Origin of the sequence: Intestinimonas sp. MSJ-38 (genome assembly GCF_018917925.1) — a bacterium.
In the GTDB taxonomy this organism is placed as follows: domain Bacteria; phylum Bacillota; class Clostridia; order Oscillospirales; family Butyricicoccaceae; genus Pseudobutyricicoccus.
Genome location: NZ_JAHLPO010000001.1, coordinates 46,161 through 64,527 on the forward strand (window position 1 = coordinate 46,161; position 18,367 = coordinate 64,527).

General features: G+C 58.9%; 16 protein-coding genes. 6 read left to right on the forward strand and 10 right to left on the reverse strand.

From position 1 onward, the window contains the following. Nucleotides 1-9: 9 nt before the first annotated feature. The 6 genes from KQI26_RS00250 to KQI26_RS00275 form a co-directional block, all read right to left on the reverse strand. The gene (locus KQI26_RS00250) at nucleotides 10-576 is read right to left on the reverse strand and encodes a manganese efflux pump MntP family protein (RefSeq protein WP_216502670.1); all 567 of its coding nucleotides are present in this window, start codon (nucleotides 574-576) and stop codon (nucleotides 10-12) included. Between the two features lie 229 nt (nucleotides 577-805). Continuing rightward, nucleotides 806-2,818, reverse strand: coding sequence for a S9 family peptidase (locus KQI26_RS00255; protein WP_216502671.1), 2,013 nt, complete (start codon nucleotides 2,816-2,818; stop codon nucleotides 806-808). A gap of 67 nt (nucleotides 2,819-2,885) precedes the next feature. Beyond that, nucleotides 2,886-3,716, reverse strand: a complete 831-nt coding sequence (locus KQI26_RS00260) for a GNAT family N-acetyltransferase (RefSeq protein ID WP_216502672.1) — start codon at nucleotides 3,714-3,716, stop codon at nucleotides 2,886-2,888. Between the two features lie 15 nt (nucleotides 3,717-3,731). Then, nucleotides 3,732-5,729 (reverse strand): S9 family peptidase, encoded by a 1,998-nt coding sequence (locus KQI26_RS15200; RefSeq protein WP_253292566.1) that lies wholly within the window; start codon nucleotides 5,727-5,729, stop codon nucleotides 3,732-3,734. A 96-nt stretch (nucleotides 5,730-5,825) separates the two neighbouring features. Then, nucleotides 5,826-7,220 carry a serine hydrolase gene (locus tag KQI26_RS00270; protein WP_216502673.1) on the reverse strand — a complete coding sequence of 465 codons (1,395 nt, stop codon included), beginning with the start codon at nucleotides 7,218-7,220 and terminating at the stop codon, nucleotides 5,826-5,828. Between the two features lie 327 nt (nucleotides 7,221-7,547). Beyond that, a complete protein-coding gene (locus KQI26_RS00275) occupies nucleotides 7,548-8,885 on the reverse strand; it encodes an MATE family efflux transporter (protein ID WP_118747891.1) in 1,338 nt (445 codons plus the stop codon). Nucleotides 8,886-9,145: 260 nt separating this feature from the next. Here KQI26_RS00275 and sigK point away from each other — a divergent pair, with 260 nt between their 5' ends. From sigK to KQI26_RS00290, 3 genes are all read left to right on the forward strand, one after another. Beyond that, nucleotides 9,146-9,835 (forward strand): RNA polymerase sporulation sigma factor SigK, encoded by a 690-nt coding sequence (sigK, locus tag KQI26_RS00280; protein ID WP_216502674.1) that lies wholly within the window; start codon nucleotides 9,146-9,148, stop codon nucleotides 9,833-9,835. An 83-nt stretch (nucleotides 9,836-9,918) separates the two neighbouring features. Continuing rightward, nucleotides 9,919-10,710: a hypothetical protein gene (locus tag KQI26_RS00285; RefSeq protein ID WP_216502675.1), complete on the forward strand. Its 792-nt coding sequence runs from the start codon at nucleotides 9,919-9,921 to the stop codon at nucleotides 10,708-10,710. Then, nucleotides 10,689-12,170 (forward strand): NAD(P)/FAD-dependent oxidoreductase, encoded by a 1,482-nt coding sequence (locus tag KQI26_RS00290; RefSeq protein ID WP_216502676.1) that lies wholly within the window; start codon nucleotides 10,689-10,691, stop codon nucleotides 12,168-12,170. The genes KQI26_RS00285 and KQI26_RS00290 overlap by 22 nt, the downstream gene beginning before the upstream one ends. Nucleotides 12,171-12,455: 285 nt before the next feature. Here the strand turns inward: KQI26_RS00290 and tsaA are convergent, their stop codons facing one another. From tsaA to KQI26_RS00310, 4 genes are read right to left on the reverse strand one after another with little or no spacing between them, the layout of a single operon-like run. Beyond that, on the reverse strand, nucleotides 12,456-12,905 hold the full coding sequence (gene tsaA / locus KQI26_RS00295; RefSeq protein WP_216502677.1) for a tRNA (N6-threonylcarbamoyladenosine(37)-N6)-methyltransferase TrmO: 450 nt from the start codon (nucleotides 12,903-12,905) through the stop codon (nucleotides 12,456-12,458). 60 nt (nucleotides 12,906-12,965) lie between these two features. After that, nucleotides 12,966-13,265 (reverse strand): helix-turn-helix transcriptional regulator, encoded by a 300-nt coding sequence (locus tag KQI26_RS00300; RefSeq protein ID WP_253292568.1) that lies wholly within the window; start codon nucleotides 13,263-13,265, stop codon nucleotides 12,966-12,968. Beyond that, nucleotides 13,262-13,858 (reverse strand): 4Fe-4S binding protein, encoded by a 597-nt coding sequence (locus tag KQI26_RS00305; RefSeq protein ID WP_216502678.1) that lies wholly within the window; start codon nucleotides 13,856-13,858, stop codon nucleotides 13,262-13,264. The genes KQI26_RS00300 and KQI26_RS00305 overlap by 4 nt, the downstream gene beginning before the upstream one ends. A 2-nt stretch (nucleotides 13,859-13,860) precedes the next feature. Further along, a complete protein-coding gene (locus KQI26_RS00310; RefSeq protein ID WP_216502679.1) occupies nucleotides 13,861-14,058 on the reverse strand; it encodes a 4Fe-4S binding protein in 198 nt (65 codons plus the stop codon). A 144-nt stretch (nucleotides 14,059-14,202) separates the two neighbouring features. On the opposite strand from KQI26_RS00310, the gene KQI26_RS00315 reads away from it, so the two are divergent. The 3 genes from KQI26_RS00315 (at nucleotide 14,203) to KQI26_RS00325 (ending at nucleotide 18,345) form a co-directional block, all read left to right on the forward strand. Then, on the forward strand, nucleotides 14,203-16,884 hold the full coding sequence (locus tag KQI26_RS00315) for a calcium-translocating P-type ATPase, PMCA-type (protein WP_216502680.1): 2,682 nt from the start codon (nucleotides 14,203-14,205) through the stop codon (nucleotides 16,882-16,884). A gap of 175 nt (nucleotides 16,885-17,059) precedes the next feature. Next, the gene (locus KQI26_RS00320) at nucleotides 17,060-17,620 is read left to right on the forward strand and encodes a DUF1836 domain-containing protein (protein ID WP_216502681.1); all 561 of its coding nucleotides are present in this window, start codon (nucleotides 17,060-17,062) and stop codon (nucleotides 17,618-17,620) included. A gap of 53 nt (nucleotides 17,621-17,673) precedes the next feature. Beyond that, entirely contained in the window at nucleotides 17,674-18,345 is a 672-nt protein-coding gene (locus tag KQI26_RS00325; RefSeq protein ID WP_216502682.1) for a hypothetical protein, read from the forward strand. Nucleotides 18,346-18,367: the final 22 nt, after the last annotated feature.

The window sequence follows — 18,367 nt, forward strand, 5'->3', positions numbered from 1 at the left end:
TTTGCTTTTTTAAAACATATGCTCGATAAAGATCTTCAGGCCGATGCCCACCAGGATGCAGCCGCCGAAGATCTCGGCAAAGCGGCCCAGGAGGCTGCCGAACTTTTTCCCCAGCCAGGTGCCCGCCAGGCTGCAGAAAAAGGTGATGAAGCCGATGGACAAGGCGGCGATAGCGATATCCACCTTCATGACGGCAAAGCTGATGCCCACGGCCAGAGCGTCGATGCTGGTGGCCACCGCCTGCATCACCATGGTGCGCCCATCCAGCGTACGGTGCACATCGCACTGCTCCTTTTCCCGCATCTCCCGGATGGATTCGATGACCATTTTGCCCCCAATGAACCCCAGCAGGATCAGAGCAATCCAGTGGTCCAGGGTGGAGATGAAATCGCTGAAACTACGCCCGGCCACAAAACCGATGACAGGCATTCCCGCCTGGAACAGGCCGAACAGCCCGGCATAGAGGGCGGCCACCTTTCCTTTGGCGTTTTTGTAGCAGATGCCGTTGGAGACCGACACGGCTGTGGCGTCCATGGCCAGCCCCAGAGCCAGCAGGACAAGGGTGAGTGTTCCCATGTTTTTCCTCTCTTTCTTTGGCGGGGCAGTAAAAAAGACCCACGCCCGGCAAGGCCCCCAAAACGGGGACCGCCGGGCATGAGTCTTGTTCTTTAAGGCAAGCCAGGCCCTGTGGGGCCATTGTGTTGACTTGACACGCGGAAACCGCGCAAACTACTCCCTCACGCCAAAATTTATTGACGCGTTTCATTATGCCAAATTTCCGAAAAAGTGTCAAGAGGGAAACTTCTTATTCGTTGCCCACATACCGATAGAGCCAGCTCTTGATCTCCTTCAGGCGGCGCATCCGGTGACGGGGCTTGCCCGAACGGGACAGCTCGTGGTTCTCCCCTTTGAAGATGCACATCCGGGAAGGAACGCCGTTGAGCTGCAAGGCGGTGTACATGGAAATGCCTTCGGGCATCCAGCACCGGTAGTCCTCTGTGCTGTTGATAAACAGAGTGGGAGTGCGGGCCTTGTCGGCAAACTTCATGGGGGACTGATCCCACATCTTGTACATATCGGTGAAGGGTGTGGCCTGGACCTCCCGCAGGTCAAAGCTGAGGCCGATGTCGCAGGTGCCGAACAAGGTGATCCAGCTGGCGATGGACCGCTGGGAAGCCGCCGCCTTGAACCGATGGGTGTGGCCGATGATCCAGTTGCACATAAAGCCGCCGTAGGAGCCGCCCAGCACGCCCAGACGCTCTTTGTCGATGGCCGGGTACTTTTCCAGCACCACATCCACAAACTGCATCAGATCCTCATAATCGATGGTGCCATAGCGGCCGGCGATGTTGGCAAACTTGTCTCCCCGTCCGCCGGAACCGGTGGGATTGCAGAACATGACGAAGCAGCCGTCGGAGGCCATGGTCTGCATCTGGTGGAAGAAGCAGGTGCCGAAGGTGGCCCGGGGGCCGCCGTGGATATCCAGCAGGGCGGGATAGGTCTTGCTTTCGTCGTAATCTTTAGGCAGAAGCACCCAGCCTTCGATGGTGTTCCCCTCTTTGTTCACAAAGGTCAGGGGCTGGGGTGCTGCCACATATTTGCCCTTGAGGGCGTTTTTATTGAAGCCGGTGACTTTCTTCTGGCTTCCGTCCTTTTCCAGGCGGTAAACCTCCTGCAGATCGTTTCCGGCAAAGCCCACGGTGAAGATCTTGCCGTCCCGGATGTCGAAAAAGTCCACCGAGCAATCTTCCCCGGTGAGCACTTCCGGCTCCTTGCCGGGCTGCCACCGGTAGAGCACGCTGTAATGGGCCCGGGCCGAGACATAATAGAGGGCATCCTCACAGGCTTTCATGTGGATGCCGCTTCCATAGCGGCAGTCGCTGCCGGGATTTCCGCCGAAGTCCTCGGTCTCGGCCACCGGCACAGCCATAACAGGCTCCCCGCCTTCGAGAGGGATGGAATAGAGGTTTGTGCCCCCAAAGCGCATCCAGTCCTCCCCGTGCTCCTCGGCGGAGAAGATCAGCTGATCGCCCACAAAGGCCAGCGAACCCAAGCCGCTGAACCGGTCGGGCCCGAACAGCTCTTTCGTCTCCCCGGTCTCCAGATCATAGAGATACAGGCCGGAGTGCATATTCAGCTTTTTGTCGGTGAGGGCCCCGGCATAGGCCAGGGTCTTGCCGTCGGGAGAGAGGGTGAAGCCCCGGGTGTCGAACATGGGCTCGGTCACAGGCTTCAGCTTCTTCCGCTTCACATCATACAGCCACAGCCGGCTGCGCTTTTTATTGGTAAAGCTCCGGCCATTGAACCAGAAGGGAGCCTCGTCACACACCTGGTAGTCCTTTTCCTCCTGGTAGTCCAGAAGGGCGCGGCGGCGCTTTTCCCCTTTGAGGGATTCAAAATCCGGTCGGGCGTTATCGTGGACAGCGGTGATGAGATAGAGCCCCTCCCGCACCAGATGGGCGCTGGCCCCCTGCAAAGGCAAGCGGAAGCACTCCCGGCTTTCGCCCCCGTCCAGGGGCAGCTGGTAAAAGACGGTGAGCAGCTCTCCGTTTTCCACCCGCTTCTGATCCTTTTTTTCCCGGATGGCGGGGAAAATGACACTCTTGTCCCCAAAGAGGGCAAAGCTGCGCACATCCCCATGGGAGGTCAGGGGCCGGGCGGCGCCGGTTTTGCAATCCACCAGATACAGGTCGGAGCGGTAGCAGTTGTCCTCCAGATCGGCCTTGGCGGCGATCACCAAAGCCCGGTCATCGGGCAGCAGCTTGAGCCCGGACAAAAATTTATAATCCTGCAGGTCTGTGTCCAGTATTCGTTCCAAGAAAATCCCTCCTATCGCAGGGCAGCTTGCCCCAAAAGGGGCAAGCTGCCGCGCTCTCTTTTGTTTTTTAAAAGTCCCCTTCCATCACCACATCGTCAGAAGGGTCCTGCACAAAGCCCTGGGAGAGATAGAACTCCTCCATGGCCTTGTCTTCCCAGGGGAAGTGGGTGGTGATGCGGGGCACGCCCCGGCTCTCGGCCTGCCCGATGGCATAGGAAAGGCCTTTTTCCAGGTCTCCGTGCAGCCCTGCGATATACAGGGCCCGTTTGGGCTGGAACCGGGCGCCCAGGGCCAGAACACAGCCTTCCCCTTCGTAGAGCCAACCCTGGGAGACAAAGCCCCCATAGGTGCCCTCATTCATCTGGTAAAAGGTGTGATTGATGCACATGGTATCCCCGAAAGCCTGACGGCAGGGCTCCAGCAAAAAACCGGCCCGGTCTTTGTCTGCCGCCAGAGAGAGGCCATCGGCCTTGCCCTTGGGAGCATTTGCCACCTCCAGGGTCATGCCTTTGAATTCTCTTCCCCGGTGCAGGCCGTTTTTTTCCGCCAAAGCGGCGCTGGCCACATTTTTGACCCCGGTGTACATGGCCGCCCGGGGGCAGCCCATGTCCTTTATCTGCTCCAGATACCGGCGGTAGATGGCCATACCCATGCCCCGGCGCTGAAACTGGGGGTCTACCCGCAGCAGTTCCAGCCAGGCCGAGCCGTCAAAGAGCACCGTCAGTTTGCCGAACCCGGCGGGCTCACCGTCGGCCAGGGCCACGGTGAGCTCGCCACGGGTGGTGGTGAAGTAATCGGCCACATCGGCAAAATACCGGTTTTTCGGGGCGGTATGTTCTTCGATGAGAAGGCAGCGGGACAAATCGTCCTTTCGGAAAGGTCTGGTGGAAATTTCCACAGTGTCCCCTCCTTCTTACTTCATGTAATGGTCAAACCAGTTTGTGATCTCCCGCAGACGGCGGATACGATGCTTGGGCTTGCCGGAACGGGACAGCTCATGGTTCTCCCCGTGGAACAGGCACAGACGGGTTTCCACACCGTGCATCCGCAGAGCGGTCATCATCTGGAGGGCATCGGCCATCCAGCAGCGATAGTCCTCATCGGACTGGATAAACAAGGTGGGGGTCTTGGCCTTGTCGGCATACTTCAGGGGGGAGTTGTTCCACATCCGGTCCATGTTGGTCCAGGGATCGGCCATCATGGCAGACAGGTTGTGGTAGTAGCCGATGTCGGTGGTCAGGCACTTGCTCAGGTAGTTGGAGATGGAGCGCTGGGAAGCCACCGCTGCAAACCGGTCGGTGTGGCCCACGATCCAGTTGGCCATAAAGCCGCCGTAGGAGCCGCCGGCCATGCCCACACGCTTCTGGTCGATCTGGGGATACATCTCCAGCACCTTATCGGTGAACTCCATCAGGTCGTTATAGTCCCAGACGCCATAGTGCTCGCCGCGGATATTGGCAAAGTCGTTGCCCTTGCCGTCGCCGCCGCGGGGGTTGCAATAGAAGACGAAATAGCCTTCGTTGGCCCAGAACTGCATCTCATGGAAGAAGGTCTCGCCGTAAACCGCCTTGGGGCCGCCGTGCACATTGAGGATCGCAGGATACTTCTTGGAAGGATCGTAATCCACCGGCTCCAGAATCCAGCCGTCGATGTCCACGCCGTCCTTGTCGGTGAAGTGCATATACTTGGGTTCCACCACGCTGTGGCTCTGGAGGAATTCCTTGTTGAAGCTGGTCAGGCAGTTTTCCTCGCCGCCTTCCTTGCAGCAATAGATCTCCTGCAGGCCGTTACAGCGCATACCCACATAGTAGAAGGTATCTCCCACCTTCTGGAAGCAATCCACGCTGCCGTGGACATCGGGAGAAACGGTCTTGACCTCACCCTTTTCATCCAGCTTGCGGATGACGGAGTTGAAGCCCACGGTCTCCAGGAAATAGAAGCCGTCCTTTTCGCCCTTGTTGGTGGCGCCGCCGCCATAGCGGCAGTCGCTGCCCACGCTGGAACCCAGGCTGGTGTCCAGATCGGCCAGCTGTGTCATCTTGCCGGTGTTTACATCCACATTGAAGAAGATGGGGTTTTCGCTGGAGCCATAGCGCTCGCCGGTGGTGGCGGCCATCAAGATGTGATCGCCTACGAAATCGGCGGCCTGGACCCGATACTTGCCGCCCAGATCCATTTCACGGCTCTCGCCGGTCTTCAGATCATACACAAACATACGGCTGATCTGATCGTCCATCCACTGATAGTCGCTGCCATAGTACAGAGCCAGGCCCAGCTCCTTGTTGTATTTCAGGCCGGTGACCTGCATATAGGGGCCGGTGATGGCCTTCTGCTCATTCTTGCAGATGTCGCAGAGATAGACCCGGCCGCGCTTTTTATTCACAATGCCCTTGCCGTTGAACCAGAAGGGAAGCTCATCGAAGATCTCGTAATCCTTTTCTTCCTGGATCTTCTGGAGCATTTCTTCCTTCCCGGCGCCTTCCAGACCTTCGGTGGTCATGGCATAGTTGTCATACTGGCCGATGCACAGGAATTTGCCGTCGCCCAGCACGATCAGATTGGAAGCGGGGAAAGGCAGAGCAAAATATTCCTCGGCCTCGCCGCCCTGGATGGAGATCTTGTTGAACACAGTGTAATGGAAGCCTTCGTCGGCCATGGCCTTGTATTTTCCGGTGCGGTCGCCAGGGAAGAGGATATGCTCTTCATCCAGCCAGTACAGGCTCTTTTCTGCGCCGCCGCTTGTCAGCTTGCGCACTTTTCCATTTTCCAGCAGGTGGATATGGGATACATACTTGTTGGCCTTCACCTGGGCCTGCGTAACCACAAAGGCCAGCTTCTCGCCGCTGGGGGAAGCCTGCAGCTGGGACAGCATTTTCACCTGACTGAAAGCGTCGATCTGAATCCGTTCCATGGATCATCGTCCTCCTTCACAAAAATCGGTGTGATTTTACCGCTGTTGTCTGTACACTATTATACCTTTCTCTTTTGCCAAAGACAAGGCGGGATTTTACTGCCTTGTCAGGATGCGTCCGCCGGTGCGCACACCCCAGACTCCTCTGCCCTCTTCCCGGAGAAGCAGGATATCGCTTTGGGAGAACTCCCCAGGCAGGATGATCAGATCGTGCCCGGCCATGATGAACTCCCGTTCCTTGCCGCCCATGGTCAGATGGAGATCCCCATTTTCCCAGGTGAAGGTGGCCTCGTTGCCCTCGGCATTCCGGAACTTGCCCAGGCAGCTCTTCTTTTCCTCTTCGCTCCATCCAGCGTCCTGCCAGTTTTTCATGGGCGCAGGCACAGCGGCCCCGGTGACCCAGCGGAGAGCCTCCTCGGCCACACGGCTGACCGGCACGCCGCTGGTGTTGCACAGCACCACAACGCCGGCTTCCAGCTCAGGCGACCAGGCAAAATGACTGGAGATACCGGTCATGCCGCCGCCGTGGCCCACCATGCGCACTCCTTCCAGCTCACTCATAGCCACACCGTAGCCATACCACTGGCCATAGCGGTAATGCTGCCGGGGCTTCATCATCTCCCGGATGCCGTAGGGGCTGAGCAGACGGCCATGCTCGCCTTTGCCCTCGTTGAGGTACATCTGCACATATTTCTTCATGCTGCCCAGGCTGGCCTTGACGGCGCCGCCGCCCATGAGCACAAAGGCGTTGTCATAGTAATCCCGGCACCACTGACGCTTGCCGTCTTTGTGAAAATAGAGCTTGGTGCTGTTGGGATCCTGGGCCGGGGCGATAAACAGGCCGGTGGCCCGATCCATCCCCAGAGGGGCAAACACATTCTTTTCCAGATAGTCCTGGAAGGAATTTTCCCCGCCATAGCGGCGGATGATCTCCGACAGCAGGCCGTAGCTGTCATTGCTGTAGCTCATATATTCCCCGGGCAGACCGGTGCGGGCTTCTTCTTCGTCCAAACCCTTGCACACCCGGCGGCAGCCCTCCATGGCCAGGCCCGGATGGGGGCCGATCTCAGCTTTGCCGTCCTGCCAGATGCCCAGATCCCGGGCCACCTCTTCCACCAGCATCCGCCGCTTGGGAAGGAATCCCCCGGCGTGGCTGAGCAGATGGGCCACCGTCACCGGCTGGGCGGCATGGGCGTTCTGGAACTCCGGCAGATACCGGCTCACCGGCCCCCCAAGGTCGATGACCCCCTTCTCTGCCAGCTGCATGATGCTCAGGGCCGTAAAGGACTTGGAAACCGACGCCAGGCCAAAAATCGTATTTTCGTCAATGGGCGTCTGATTTTCCGCATCCCGGAAGCCAAAAAATTTCTGATACAAGGTCACATTTTTGTCGACGACCGCCACTGCCAGACCGGCAGCCTCATAATGGGCCATCATCTTTTCGATCCACTGTTCCAGAGGGCGAATTCCCTCCATGGTGCCTTTGTTCAACTGAAAAACTCCTTTCCCGAGGCCGGGGCCTTTTCTGTCCACATTGTATCACGGAAGAGGCCTTCTGTGGGATCTTTTCTTCAAAACTTTTTTGGCCCAAAGAAAAAACCGCTGGGTTTTGGATAAACCCAAACAGCCAAGGAAAAGAATAAGGCTACGGAAAAGCGAAAGAAAAAAGGTCTCTCTTCCCCCCCTTGGGGGGAGTGTTTTTTTGCAGCAAGCAAAAAAATCCCCTCCCAGGACGAAAAACACGCCTGAGAGGGAGTACACTGATGGCATGGGCCGGAGCCTTCCCAGCGGGAGCCTTGGGAAAAGGCCCGGAAAAACTCAGAACAGCTGGCCCTTTTTCTGCAGATGCCGGTAATAGAGCAGGCACAAAGCGATCTGCACCAGGGAAGAGGCGGGAGTGCCCAGCCCCACATGGAACAGAGTGGCCCCGGGGAGAGCGCTCATGAGATAGACCACCGGAATACGGACGCAGAATGCGCCGATGACCCCCTGGAGCATGACGAACACCGTTTTGCCGCAGCCGTTGAAAAAGCCCACAAAGCAGAAGAGAATGGCGGTGAGCAGGCAGTCGATGGCGTAGGCTTTCAGGTAGGAGTGAGCGGCCAATATGACCCCTGTCTCCCGGGAAAACAGGGTGGCCAGCCCGTCGCCGAAGAACAGGGCCAGGGCCCCCATCACGGCCCCGGAGAACAGAGCCATGCGGATGCCGTAGGAAAGGGCTTTGCGGCTGCGATCCTGCAATCCTGCCCCGTTGTTCTGGGCCACAAAGGCGGAGATGGACTGCATGAAGGCCGAAGCCGTGAGCATGAGAAAGACGCAGACCTTTTCGGCCACGCCCACCGCCGCCGATTCCACCACACCCATGCCGTTGACCACGATCTGGATGAAGAGGAAGGAAAAATGCACCAGCACATCCTGCAAAGCGATGGGAACGCCCACCTTCAGGATGGGCACAAGGCAGTCTTTGAAAAAGCGCACATGAGAAAGGGAGAATGCAAAGGGCAGACCCCGCTTCCAGATGACCACAAGGGAAATGAGCACGCTGAGGGCCTGGGCCGATACGGTGGCGATGGCGGCGCCCTTGGCCCCCATCCCCAGTCCGGCCACCAGGAACAGGTCCCCTGCGATGTTGAACAGGCAGGCCACCGCCACGGTGAACAGCGGCGTTCTGGAATCCCCCAATCCCCGGAAAATAGCTCCCAATACATTGTAGAAAACGATGAACACCATGCCTATGCCGCACACCTGGATATAATCCTGGGTGGGACCAAAGGCCTCCTGGGGCGCATGGACCAGGCGGGTGAGCACTTCGCTGCCGGGCACCATGATCGCGGTGCCCACAATGGCCACCAGAGCAAAGAGCACAATGCTGGTGCCCACACCCCGGGCGGCCTTCTCCTTTTCCCCGGCCCCCATGCACCGGGCCACAAACACCGTCACACCCATGGTCAGTCCCACCACCAACATGGTGGCAGTGTTGAACAGCTGACTCCCTGAGGCCACGCCGGACTGATCCCCGGTGCCGGCAAACTGACCCACAATTATCAGATCGGCGGCGCCATACATGGCCTGGAGAAACAGGGCCAAAAAGACCGGCACGGCAAAGGTGAGCAGGGAGCGGAAAATGCTCCCTTTGGTCAGGCTGTGTTCTTTCATTTTTGTTCTCCTTCCCTGCAAGCGCTCCGCATATCAAAAAAAGCCGGATAAGAAAACGGGAAATCTCCCGCCATCTTATCCGGCCGTCCCTTTGCTTCGGGGATTGCCCTCCGATGTATAAATATATGTTAGCATGCCATTTTTCTTTGTCAACCGCCGCCCTTTCCTCCTTTATGGAAGGTTTTTCCCCCGGACTTGCAACAGACAAGGCCTGGGGGAATATCCTGCTACTACGGAACTTGTTGGGAGGAATGTTTGCTATGCTCATGCCAGCCGCCGCCTTTTTGTTTGTCAATTCCCTTTATCTGATGCTGCGGGTATCCCCCGCCGCCGGCTCCTTCCCCCGGCCCCTCACCGCTGCCGAAGAGCGGGAAGCTCTGGAAAAATGGGCCCAGGGGGATCTGAGCGCCCGGAACACCCTGATCGAACACAATCTGCGTCTTGTGGCCCATGTGATCAAAAAATACTATGCGGCCCGGGAGGAACAGGACGATCTGATCTCCATCGGCACCTTTGGACTCATCAAGGCCATCTCCTCCTTTGACCCCAGCAAAGGAGCACGCCTGGCCACCTATGCTTCCAGATGCATTGAAAATGAGATCCTGATGCATTTCCGCTCCCGGAAAAAGCAAAGCTGCGAGGTATCCCTCTCCGAGCCCATCGACAGCGACAAGGACGGCAATGTGCTCTCTTTGGTGGATGTGATCCGCTGCGATGAGGACATGATGGAAAAACTGGAGCAGGACGAACGGCAGCAGCTGCTGCTGGAAAAGGTGGACCAGGTGCTGGAAAGCCGGGAAAAGCAGATCATCGTCATGCGCTACGGCCTGTATGACACCCAGCCCCTACCCCAGCGGGAGGTGGCCCAGAAATGCGGCATTTCCCGCTCCTATGTGTCCCGCCTGGAAAAAAAGGCTCTGCTCAAGCTGCGCCGGGCTTTGGAAGACTGATCCCATTGCCTTTGCGCCCCATTTCGGGTATGATAAGAAAAACACCGGGCCAAAGGGGAGAAACAGGAATGGAAAAGCGGTAGATGTGGGCCAGCCCCCATCTGGGGAAAAGGGGACATTCCATCCGCTTCCTGCTGGGAAGCATAGGCGAAATCCTGCTTCTGGTGCTGCTTTTGTCGGTAGGCGGAGCCATGGTGCTGATGCCTCTGGGAACAAACAAAGCCCTCCCTTCCTTTTTTCTCTGCCTAGGCACCGCCCTTCTCATGGGTGTGCTGACCCTGAACCTAGGGCGGAAAAGCGCCATGGAATGTACTCTGTTCTTTGAGGACCTTCAGGGGGAGTTGTATGTCTTTGACGCCCGGGCGTTTGCCTCGGGCAAAGTGCTGGACTTTTTCCAGGGCGTACGAACGACCCAGCGCATCCTTTCTTCCCTGGCTGAAAATCCCTCCATCCCCCTGGGGGCCCGGAAGATCACCCGGGTGGAGGTCATTGTGCCCCACCACACCTATTTTCTCCTGCGCTTGCAGGGCCATGGGCCGGTCTATCTGCTCTCCCGCCGTCTGGAAGGGGCGGAAGAGCTTGTTGGCCTGCTGCAAAGGAAAACCAGCTCCTCCTGGGGCCAGAACACCCGGGAGAAAAAAGGACTTTGGGGCGTTCTTGGCAGCGGGACGGCTCTGCTGCTTTTTGCCTTTTGGCCTATCTGTGCCATCCGGCCGTGGGGGCGCTGTCCCTTTTTCTCTATGCCCCCTGTGTGCTTCTGGCTTTCGGGGCCTTTTCCCTTTTGGTCTATTTCTTTGTTCTGCATCACCGAGGGCTGTGACCGTCCTATTTTTGGAAGAAAGGAGAAATCCATATGGCAAAGCTGCTCATTGTAGGCGGCGGCATTTCCGGCCTGGCCGCCGGGGTACTGGCCGCAAAAAACGGCTTTCAGGTGGAAGTCTATGAAAAAAACGCCCAACCGGGCGGACTGTGCGCCCAATGGACCCGGCGTGGGTTCCGCCTGGACACCGGGCCCCGCTGGCTTTCCGGCGCCGCTCCCGGCGGTGAGATGCGCCCTCTGTGGCAGGCCGTAGGGGCTTTGGGCGAGGAAATGGGCCCAGGGGAAGCACAGCCTGTTCTGGCCTTTTCCCTGGGGCAGGGCCAGACCACACTGCCCCTGCTTCGCTGTCCAGAGGATCTTGAAGAGGCCATGCTTCACCTTTCTCCCCAGGATGGTCCGGAGATCGGCGAGCTGTGCCGCCTGCTGCGCCGCACCCGCCAGCTGTCCTTTCCCCAGGAAAAGCCCCTGGATATGATGATGGCCTGGGAAAAGGTGCGCCTGGGCGCCCACCTTACCGCCCGCGGCCGGCTTTTGCCCTATGCCCGACAAAGCGCCGGGGAATATGCCCGCTCCTTTCACCATCCTCTGCTCCAGGCCCTGTTGGAAAAAACGCCCCCGCCGGGGGCTTCGGCTTCCTTTGCCCTTCTGTGGCTGGGGCAAGCCCTCCATCCCCACGGGCTGTACCTGCCCCAGGGAGCCATGCTGGCCCAGCGAATGGCCGCCGCTCTGGAGACCCATGGGGGCCAGCTCTTCACCGGCCAGGGAGTAGAGCGCATTCTGCTCTCCGGCAACCGGGCCCGAGGGCTGCTGCTGCGCAGCGGACGCACCACTTTGGGGGATTATGTGATCTGCGCCTGTGATCCCTGGCTGGTGCGCGACCGTCTGCTGGGGCCTTCCTATCTGGACCCTCTGCTGGGAGGGTGGTACAGCGCTCCGGAAAAATACCCGGTCTCCAGCTTTCTCACCGTCTATCTGGCCATCCCCGGCCAAAGCCCTCTGCCCCTGGAGGCCCCGGCTTTGCTGCCCTGTCCCCCCTTCTCCCTGGCCGGAGAGACATACGATACCCTGTGGCTGCGGCGGCACCCTGGCGGCGCTCCCAACGGCTTCACCCTGCTTTCCTGCCAGATCAACCAAAGCGAGCACCAGTGCGACGCCTGGCTCCGTCTGTCCCAGAACAAGGAGGCCTACGGGGTGGAAAAGCATCGGGTGGCCGTGATGATCAAGGAAAAACTGGAGCAGGCCCTGCCCTCTTTGAGCCAGGCCCGCCTGCTCAGTGCCGTCACCCCTGCCAGCTTTCACCGGGTCACCGGGGCCTACAAAGGCTCCCCCATGGGCTTCTACCTGGCCCCCGGCGGCAAGCTGCAAAACAGCCCCGGCTCGGTGCCCGGAGTGGACAACTGCCTGCTCACCGGCCAATGGCTCCAGCCTCCCGGCGGCCTGTCCGCCGCGCTGACCATGGCCAAATTCACTTTACAGCGCCTGTGTGCTCTGGTAGGCCAGGAATTTCATTTATAATACTAAAAGTTATATTTTTATTATATTTTGCAAAACAGAGAAAAAAGCCGCCCCGAAAGGGCGGCTTTCAGACTGTTGAAAAACCTATATAACGAAAAGGGTCGTCCGCCCTACCCCTATCAATCCGCAAAAAGCCGCGACCTGTGCGTGGCTTTTTGCACTTCTCAAGGGGCAAGTGTGCGCCAAAGGCGTGCATACAGCCCCTTGCAAAAACTCGAAAAAGTGGCCTAAGCCACTTTTTCGACACGCTCAAAGCCGCCCCGAAAGGGCGGCTTTTTTGTTTTCCTATTTTGTTTTTTCGGCACGGCTTTGAGCCCAGCCCTGGTGCCAGGTGGGCGTCCCCGCCCCCTCTACCCGATCACAACCGGGAACATAGGGCTTGATGTCCAGCACTGGCGTGCCGTCCCAGGCATCGCTTTGATCGATGCGCAAAAGGCCCTGACCATGATTGACCCAATAGACCTTCACCACATCCAGAGCGATGGGATTGGGCCGGTGGGGTGTGCGGGTGGCAAAGACCCCCAGCCGTTCGGGTGCGTTGGCATGAGGTGTTTTCACCAGCAGCCTTTCTCTGCTGTGAGGGTCCTGGCTCTGATCAAACCACCACAAAAGATGGAGGTACTCATATTCCTCAATGCCCTTGGGGGCCGGACGGTATGCAGGCAGAATCTCCACAAAGACCCGCTCTCCTTCCCGGCGGATATGCCCCACTGGATGCAGACGCAGCTCTTCCATCCCATCCCCTCCTTTTTTCTTCCAGTATACCCCATCTTCCTCTTGCCCGCAAGAGGAATCCTATTCTCCCTGACAGTACAGCCGGCGCAATGTGCCCAGCAGCTGGGGGAGTCTTTCGTCTGATAGGGAATAGACCACATACTGTCCCTGCTTTTCCCCATGCACCAGTCCCCCTTCCCGCAGAAGGTGCAAATGCTGGGACAGAGCAGGCCGGGTCAAGGAAGGCACCTTTTCCCCGATCTGCCCCACCGTCTTGGGGCCGTCCTCCAAGGCGCACAGAATGAGAAGCCGGTTTTCATTGGCCAGCCGCCCCAGAAGCTCCGCCACCTGGCGGGCCTGTTCCTCCAGCCCCCGGCTCATGGCTGGGCCTTTCCGGCCTTCGCCCGGCAAATCAGCTGGGTCATGGTGCCCATGGGGCAAAAGACGCACCAGGAGCGGGGCATCCACAGCACCATGGCAATGAAGCCGATGAGGGTGGAAGTGAGCATCAAAGAATAGAAACCAAAGGCAAACTGGGCCACCCAGGGGGCGAACAGAGTGCCATGATAGGCCCAGTGCCAGGGCAGGCGGAAGGTCCAGAAGAGCTTCACCGTCTGGCCCAGTTCCTGCTGTCCTGCCCCCACCAGATAGGTGACGAAGAGCATCTGAAAGAACATGGCGAAAAAGAAGATCAGAAATCCATAGCGGAACCATTTGCTGCCCAGCCACCGTGGGGTGGGACGGCGGCGGGACAGCCCCAGTTTCCCTCCCAGCAGGGCAAAGAACCGGCCACGGTCACAATAGCGGTTGCAATAGAGTTTCCCTCCACCAGCCAAGGCGATGATCAAGGGCAGACAGAAGAAAATCATCCCCAGCCAGGCAAAGAGGATGTTGAAAAATCCCAGCCCCAGATAAATGGGGGTCACGATCCACAGGTATTCATACCAGGGCCGCTTCCTGCCGTTTTTCTTCATTGCTACACCTCCCGTTCTGTTACAAGGATGGCCGAGGCCGGACACTCCTTGGCGCATTTTCCGCAGCCTACGCACTTTTCTCCGTTCACCTGGGCGATGACGCCCTTCCAGATGGAAATGGCCCCCAAAGGGCACACTTCCAGACAGCTGCCGCAGGCCACGCAGTTTTTGCCTACCTGGGCCAATCTTTTTCCTGCCATACCTTTCCTCCTGCCAATAGTTAAGCAATTAAGCAATTACTAATATATCATCTTTGCTCTCCCGGTGCAAGGGCATATTTTTCCTTCCCGTGCCATAGAGTGGAGGTGTAGGACTGGCCCTCCCAAAAGAAAGGTGTGAAAAACATGGAACGGACAACATCCCCCTCCCTGGCCGCCCGGGGACTTTCTCCCCAGGCTGTGGAGCGATCCCGGCAAAAGCACGGCTCCAACGCTCTGACCAAACAGGGGCGGTCGGGTTTTGGAAAGCAGCTGCTGAGCAATTTTGGCGATCCCATCATTAAAATTTTGCTGGCCGCCCTTTTGCTCAATCTTCTTTTTGTCTTCAAAGAACAAAACTGGTTTGAATCGGTGGGCATTGCTATCGCCATTTTCCTGGCCACCTTCGTGTCCACCCTGTCGGAATACGGCAGCGAATCGGCCTTCCTCCGTTTGCAGCAGGAAGCCCAGGCCCTGCGGTGCCGGGTGATGCGGGAGGGAAAAATCGCCCTCATCCCGCTGGAAGAAGTGGTGGTTGGGGACCTGGTGCTGCTGGAAAGCGGCGAGCGTATTCCCGCCGACGGCCTTTTGGTGGAAGGCAAGCTGGCGGTGGACCAATCCTCCCTCAACGGAGAAAGCCGGGAAGCCCAGAAAGTCCCCGGAGGCGCCCGGGAAGGCTGGGATATTTCCAGAGAAAACCAGCTGTTCCGAGGCACGGTGGTGTGTGCCGGAAATGGGTTGATGCAGGTGCAGCGGGTGGGCGACAGCACCTTCTACGGCGGCATGGCTCGGCAGATGCAGCAGGACACCCGGCAAAGCCCCCTCAAGCTGCGTCTGGAGCAGCTGGCCGACACCCTCAGCCGCCTGGGTTTTGCCGCCGCCATCCTGGTGGCCCTGGCCGACTTGCTGGGGGAGGTATGGCAGCTCACCGGCTTTCAGACCCCGGCTCTTCTGTCCCTGCTTTCCCAGCCGCCCCAGTGCCTGGGGCTTTTGCTGGAAAGCCTGACTTTGGCCGTCACCGTTTTGGTGGTGGCCGTGCCCGAGGGTTTGCCCATGATGATCACCGTGGTGCTTTCCTCCAATATGCGCCGGATGCTGAAAGACCATGTGCTGGTGCGCAGGCTGGTGGGCATCGAGACCTCCGGCAGCCTGAACATCCTGTTCACCGACAAAACCGGTACCCTCACCCGGGGCAGACTGCAAGTGCGGGAACTGGTCACCGGAGAGGGCGGGCACTTTGCCAGCCCCCAATCCCTGCGGGAGCACTCTCTGCCACTCTACCGGCTGTGCTTTCTCTGCGGGGCCTATAACAACGAAAGCACCCTGTCCGGTCAGGGCCAGCCAGTAGGAGGTAACGCCACCGACCGGGCCTTGCTTCAGTTTTTCCTCACCCAGGCCCGGCAGTATACCGCCCCCTCTCCCTCCTGGCGCTCCCCCTTTGACAGCCGCCGGAAGTTTTCGGCGGTGACCCTGCGGGACAGCGGTCAGACCCTCACTTTGGTGAAAGGGGCGCCGGAGCAGATCCTCCCGGGCTGTACCCAGTATCTCTCCGCCGACGGCTCTGCCCTGCCCTTTTCCCAGGAAAAAGTCCGCCGCACATGGCAGGAGCTGACAAAGAAGGCCTACCGGGTGCTGGCCCTGGCCTATACCCCCGGGGAAACGGGCGGCAGCACTCTGTCCGGACTTACCTTTTTGGGGCTTATCGCCATTGGCGACACCCTGCGGCCCCAGGTGAAAAAGGCGGTGGAGCAGGTGCGGCGGGCCGGAGTACAGGTGGTGATGATCACCGGGGACAACAAGGATACCGCCCTGGCCATGGGAGAAAAGGCCGGGCTGTGCCGGGAAAATGACCGGCTGGCCCTGACCCATGACGAACTGGCCGCCCTGGCCGATGAAGAGGTCAAGGCCCTTCTGCCCCGGCTGCGGGTGGTGGCCCGGGCCATGCCCCAGGACAAAAGCCGGCTGGTCACCCTGGCCCAGGAGATGGGGCTGGTGGCCGGCATGACCGGCGATGGCATCAACGACGCTCCCGCCCTCAAACTGTCCGATGTGGGCTTTGCCATGGGCAGCGGCGCCGAGGTGGCCAAAGAAGCCGGGGACATCGTCATTCTGGACGACAACTTCCAGAGCATCGGCAAGGCCATCCTCTATGGCCGCACCATTTTCAAAAGCATCCGGAAGTTCATCGTCTTTCAGCTGACCATGAACCTGTGCGCCGTGGGTGTTTCGGTACTGGGGCCCTTCCTGGGAGTGGAAAACCCCATCACGGTGGTGCAGATGCTGTGGGTGAACATCATCATGGACACCCTGGCCGCCCTGGCCTACGCCGGGGAAGCCCCTCTGGAAGAATACATGGAAGAGCCGCCCAAAAAGCGGGATGAACCCATCTTCACCTCCGCCATGCTCCATCAGGTGCTGTGCATGGGGCTTTACACCATCCTGCTTTGCCTGGCCTTCCTGAAACTGCCGCTGCTTACCCAGGTCCTTCCTCCCCAGCAGGCCTCCTTCTATCTGCTCACCGGATTTTTTGCCTTGTTCATCTTCTGCGGGGTGTTCAACAGCTTCAATGCCCGCACCGAACGGCTGAATCTGCTGGCCCATCTGGGAAAAAACCCCCGCTTCCTTTTCATTATGGTGATGGTGGGACTGGTTCAGTGCCTGCTGATCTACCGGGGCGGCTCGCTGTTCCGCACCTCCCCTCTGCCCCTTCCGGCTTTCCAGCTGGTGCTGCTTCTGGCCTTCTCGGTGATCCCGGTGGACTTTGTCCGCAAACTCATTCTGCGCCGGGGCCCCGGCGGCCGTCTCCGCCGCAGCCGCAGTCCCTTCTAACTCATTCCGCCCGGCCCTTTTTCCGCCCGGCCCTTTTTGGGGCCGGGCTTTGTTTTGCACTTTGAAAATCTATTGACCCCTCTTGACAGTCATATGATCATATAGTATAATCACATCAACCTGATAGCACAGACCCCTGACCCTTTCTTTTGGCGGGGGAGAAAGGAGAATCGCCATGCTGAAAACCTTGCCCGGTGCCACAGTGGAAGTGGACATCTCAAACCCCCAAGCCGTCGATGACATTCTCAGTTCCCTGTTCCTCACCGGGGGGCTGATGCTCTCTCAGGTGTCCCAATTCACCGGGCTGGAACCCCACACCATCCAGAATTGGGTCAAGCGGGGCTTTTTACCCCCGCCCCAAAACAAACGCTACGATCGCAGCCAATTATGCCGTATTCTCATCATCCATATGCTAAAAGACACGCTGGCCCTGCCCACCATCTGCCGTCTGCTTTCCTATATCAACGGCCAGCTGGATAAAAATTCCGATGACAGCATCGACGACAGCCAGCTCTATCTCTATATCATCCAGGTGGTCTTTTCCCTGGAAAATGACAAACTGGAAGGGCTGTCCCACCTGGAAGAGCGGTGCCGCCAGGTGCTGGAGGGATACCGGGAACCTTTTGCCGGTGCCCGCGATCGGGTGCTGCTGGTGCTGCGCATCATCGTCACCGCCCACCTGGCCTCCCGACTGACCCAGCAGGCCAATTTGCTGATCGGGCGTATGGAAGACTGAGGGGCTTTTGATAGAACGAAAACCACCGCCTTTGAAATGGAGGAAAAAGGGATATGCTGAACTGGTGGAACTCACTGGACGCTTTGCAACATTTTTTTGCCTATGTAGCCATTCCCGCCACCCTGATTCTGTGCATCCAGACCATCCTGCTGCTCTTCGGCCTGGGCGCCGGAGGGGACGGGGATCTGGACAGCGACACATCCGGGCTGGACACCGGAGACGGAACCGCACCCGACCTGGATGCCCCTGATCTGGACACCCCGGATACCGATGTGCCGGACAGCAGGGATGGGGAAGGCGGCCATGCTCTGGAACCCGACCCAGGGCTGCGCATCTTTACCATCCGCGGCCTTGTGGCCTTCTTCTCGGTGTTCGGCTGGGCCGGGCTGGCCCTCAGCCGCAGCGGTATGTCGGGAGGCTTATCCACCCTCATCGCCTTTTTGCTGGGCCTTGGGGCCATGGTAGTGCTGGCCCTGATGCTGCGGGGCGCCCTGCATCTGCAATCCGACGGCACCATGGACCTGAAAAACGCCCTTGGCCTTTGCGGCACCGTTTATCTCACCGTGCCGCCCCGCCGCCAGGGCACCGGAAAAATCACATTGGTGCTCCAGGGCCAGCTGGGGGAATTTGAGGCCCTCACCGACGAGGCGGAGCCACTGAAAACCGGCCAGTCTGTCCAGGTCGTGGGCCTGTCCGGTCCTGTTATGGTAGTCTGCCGCAAATAAAGCGGCTTTTCACAAAGAGAAA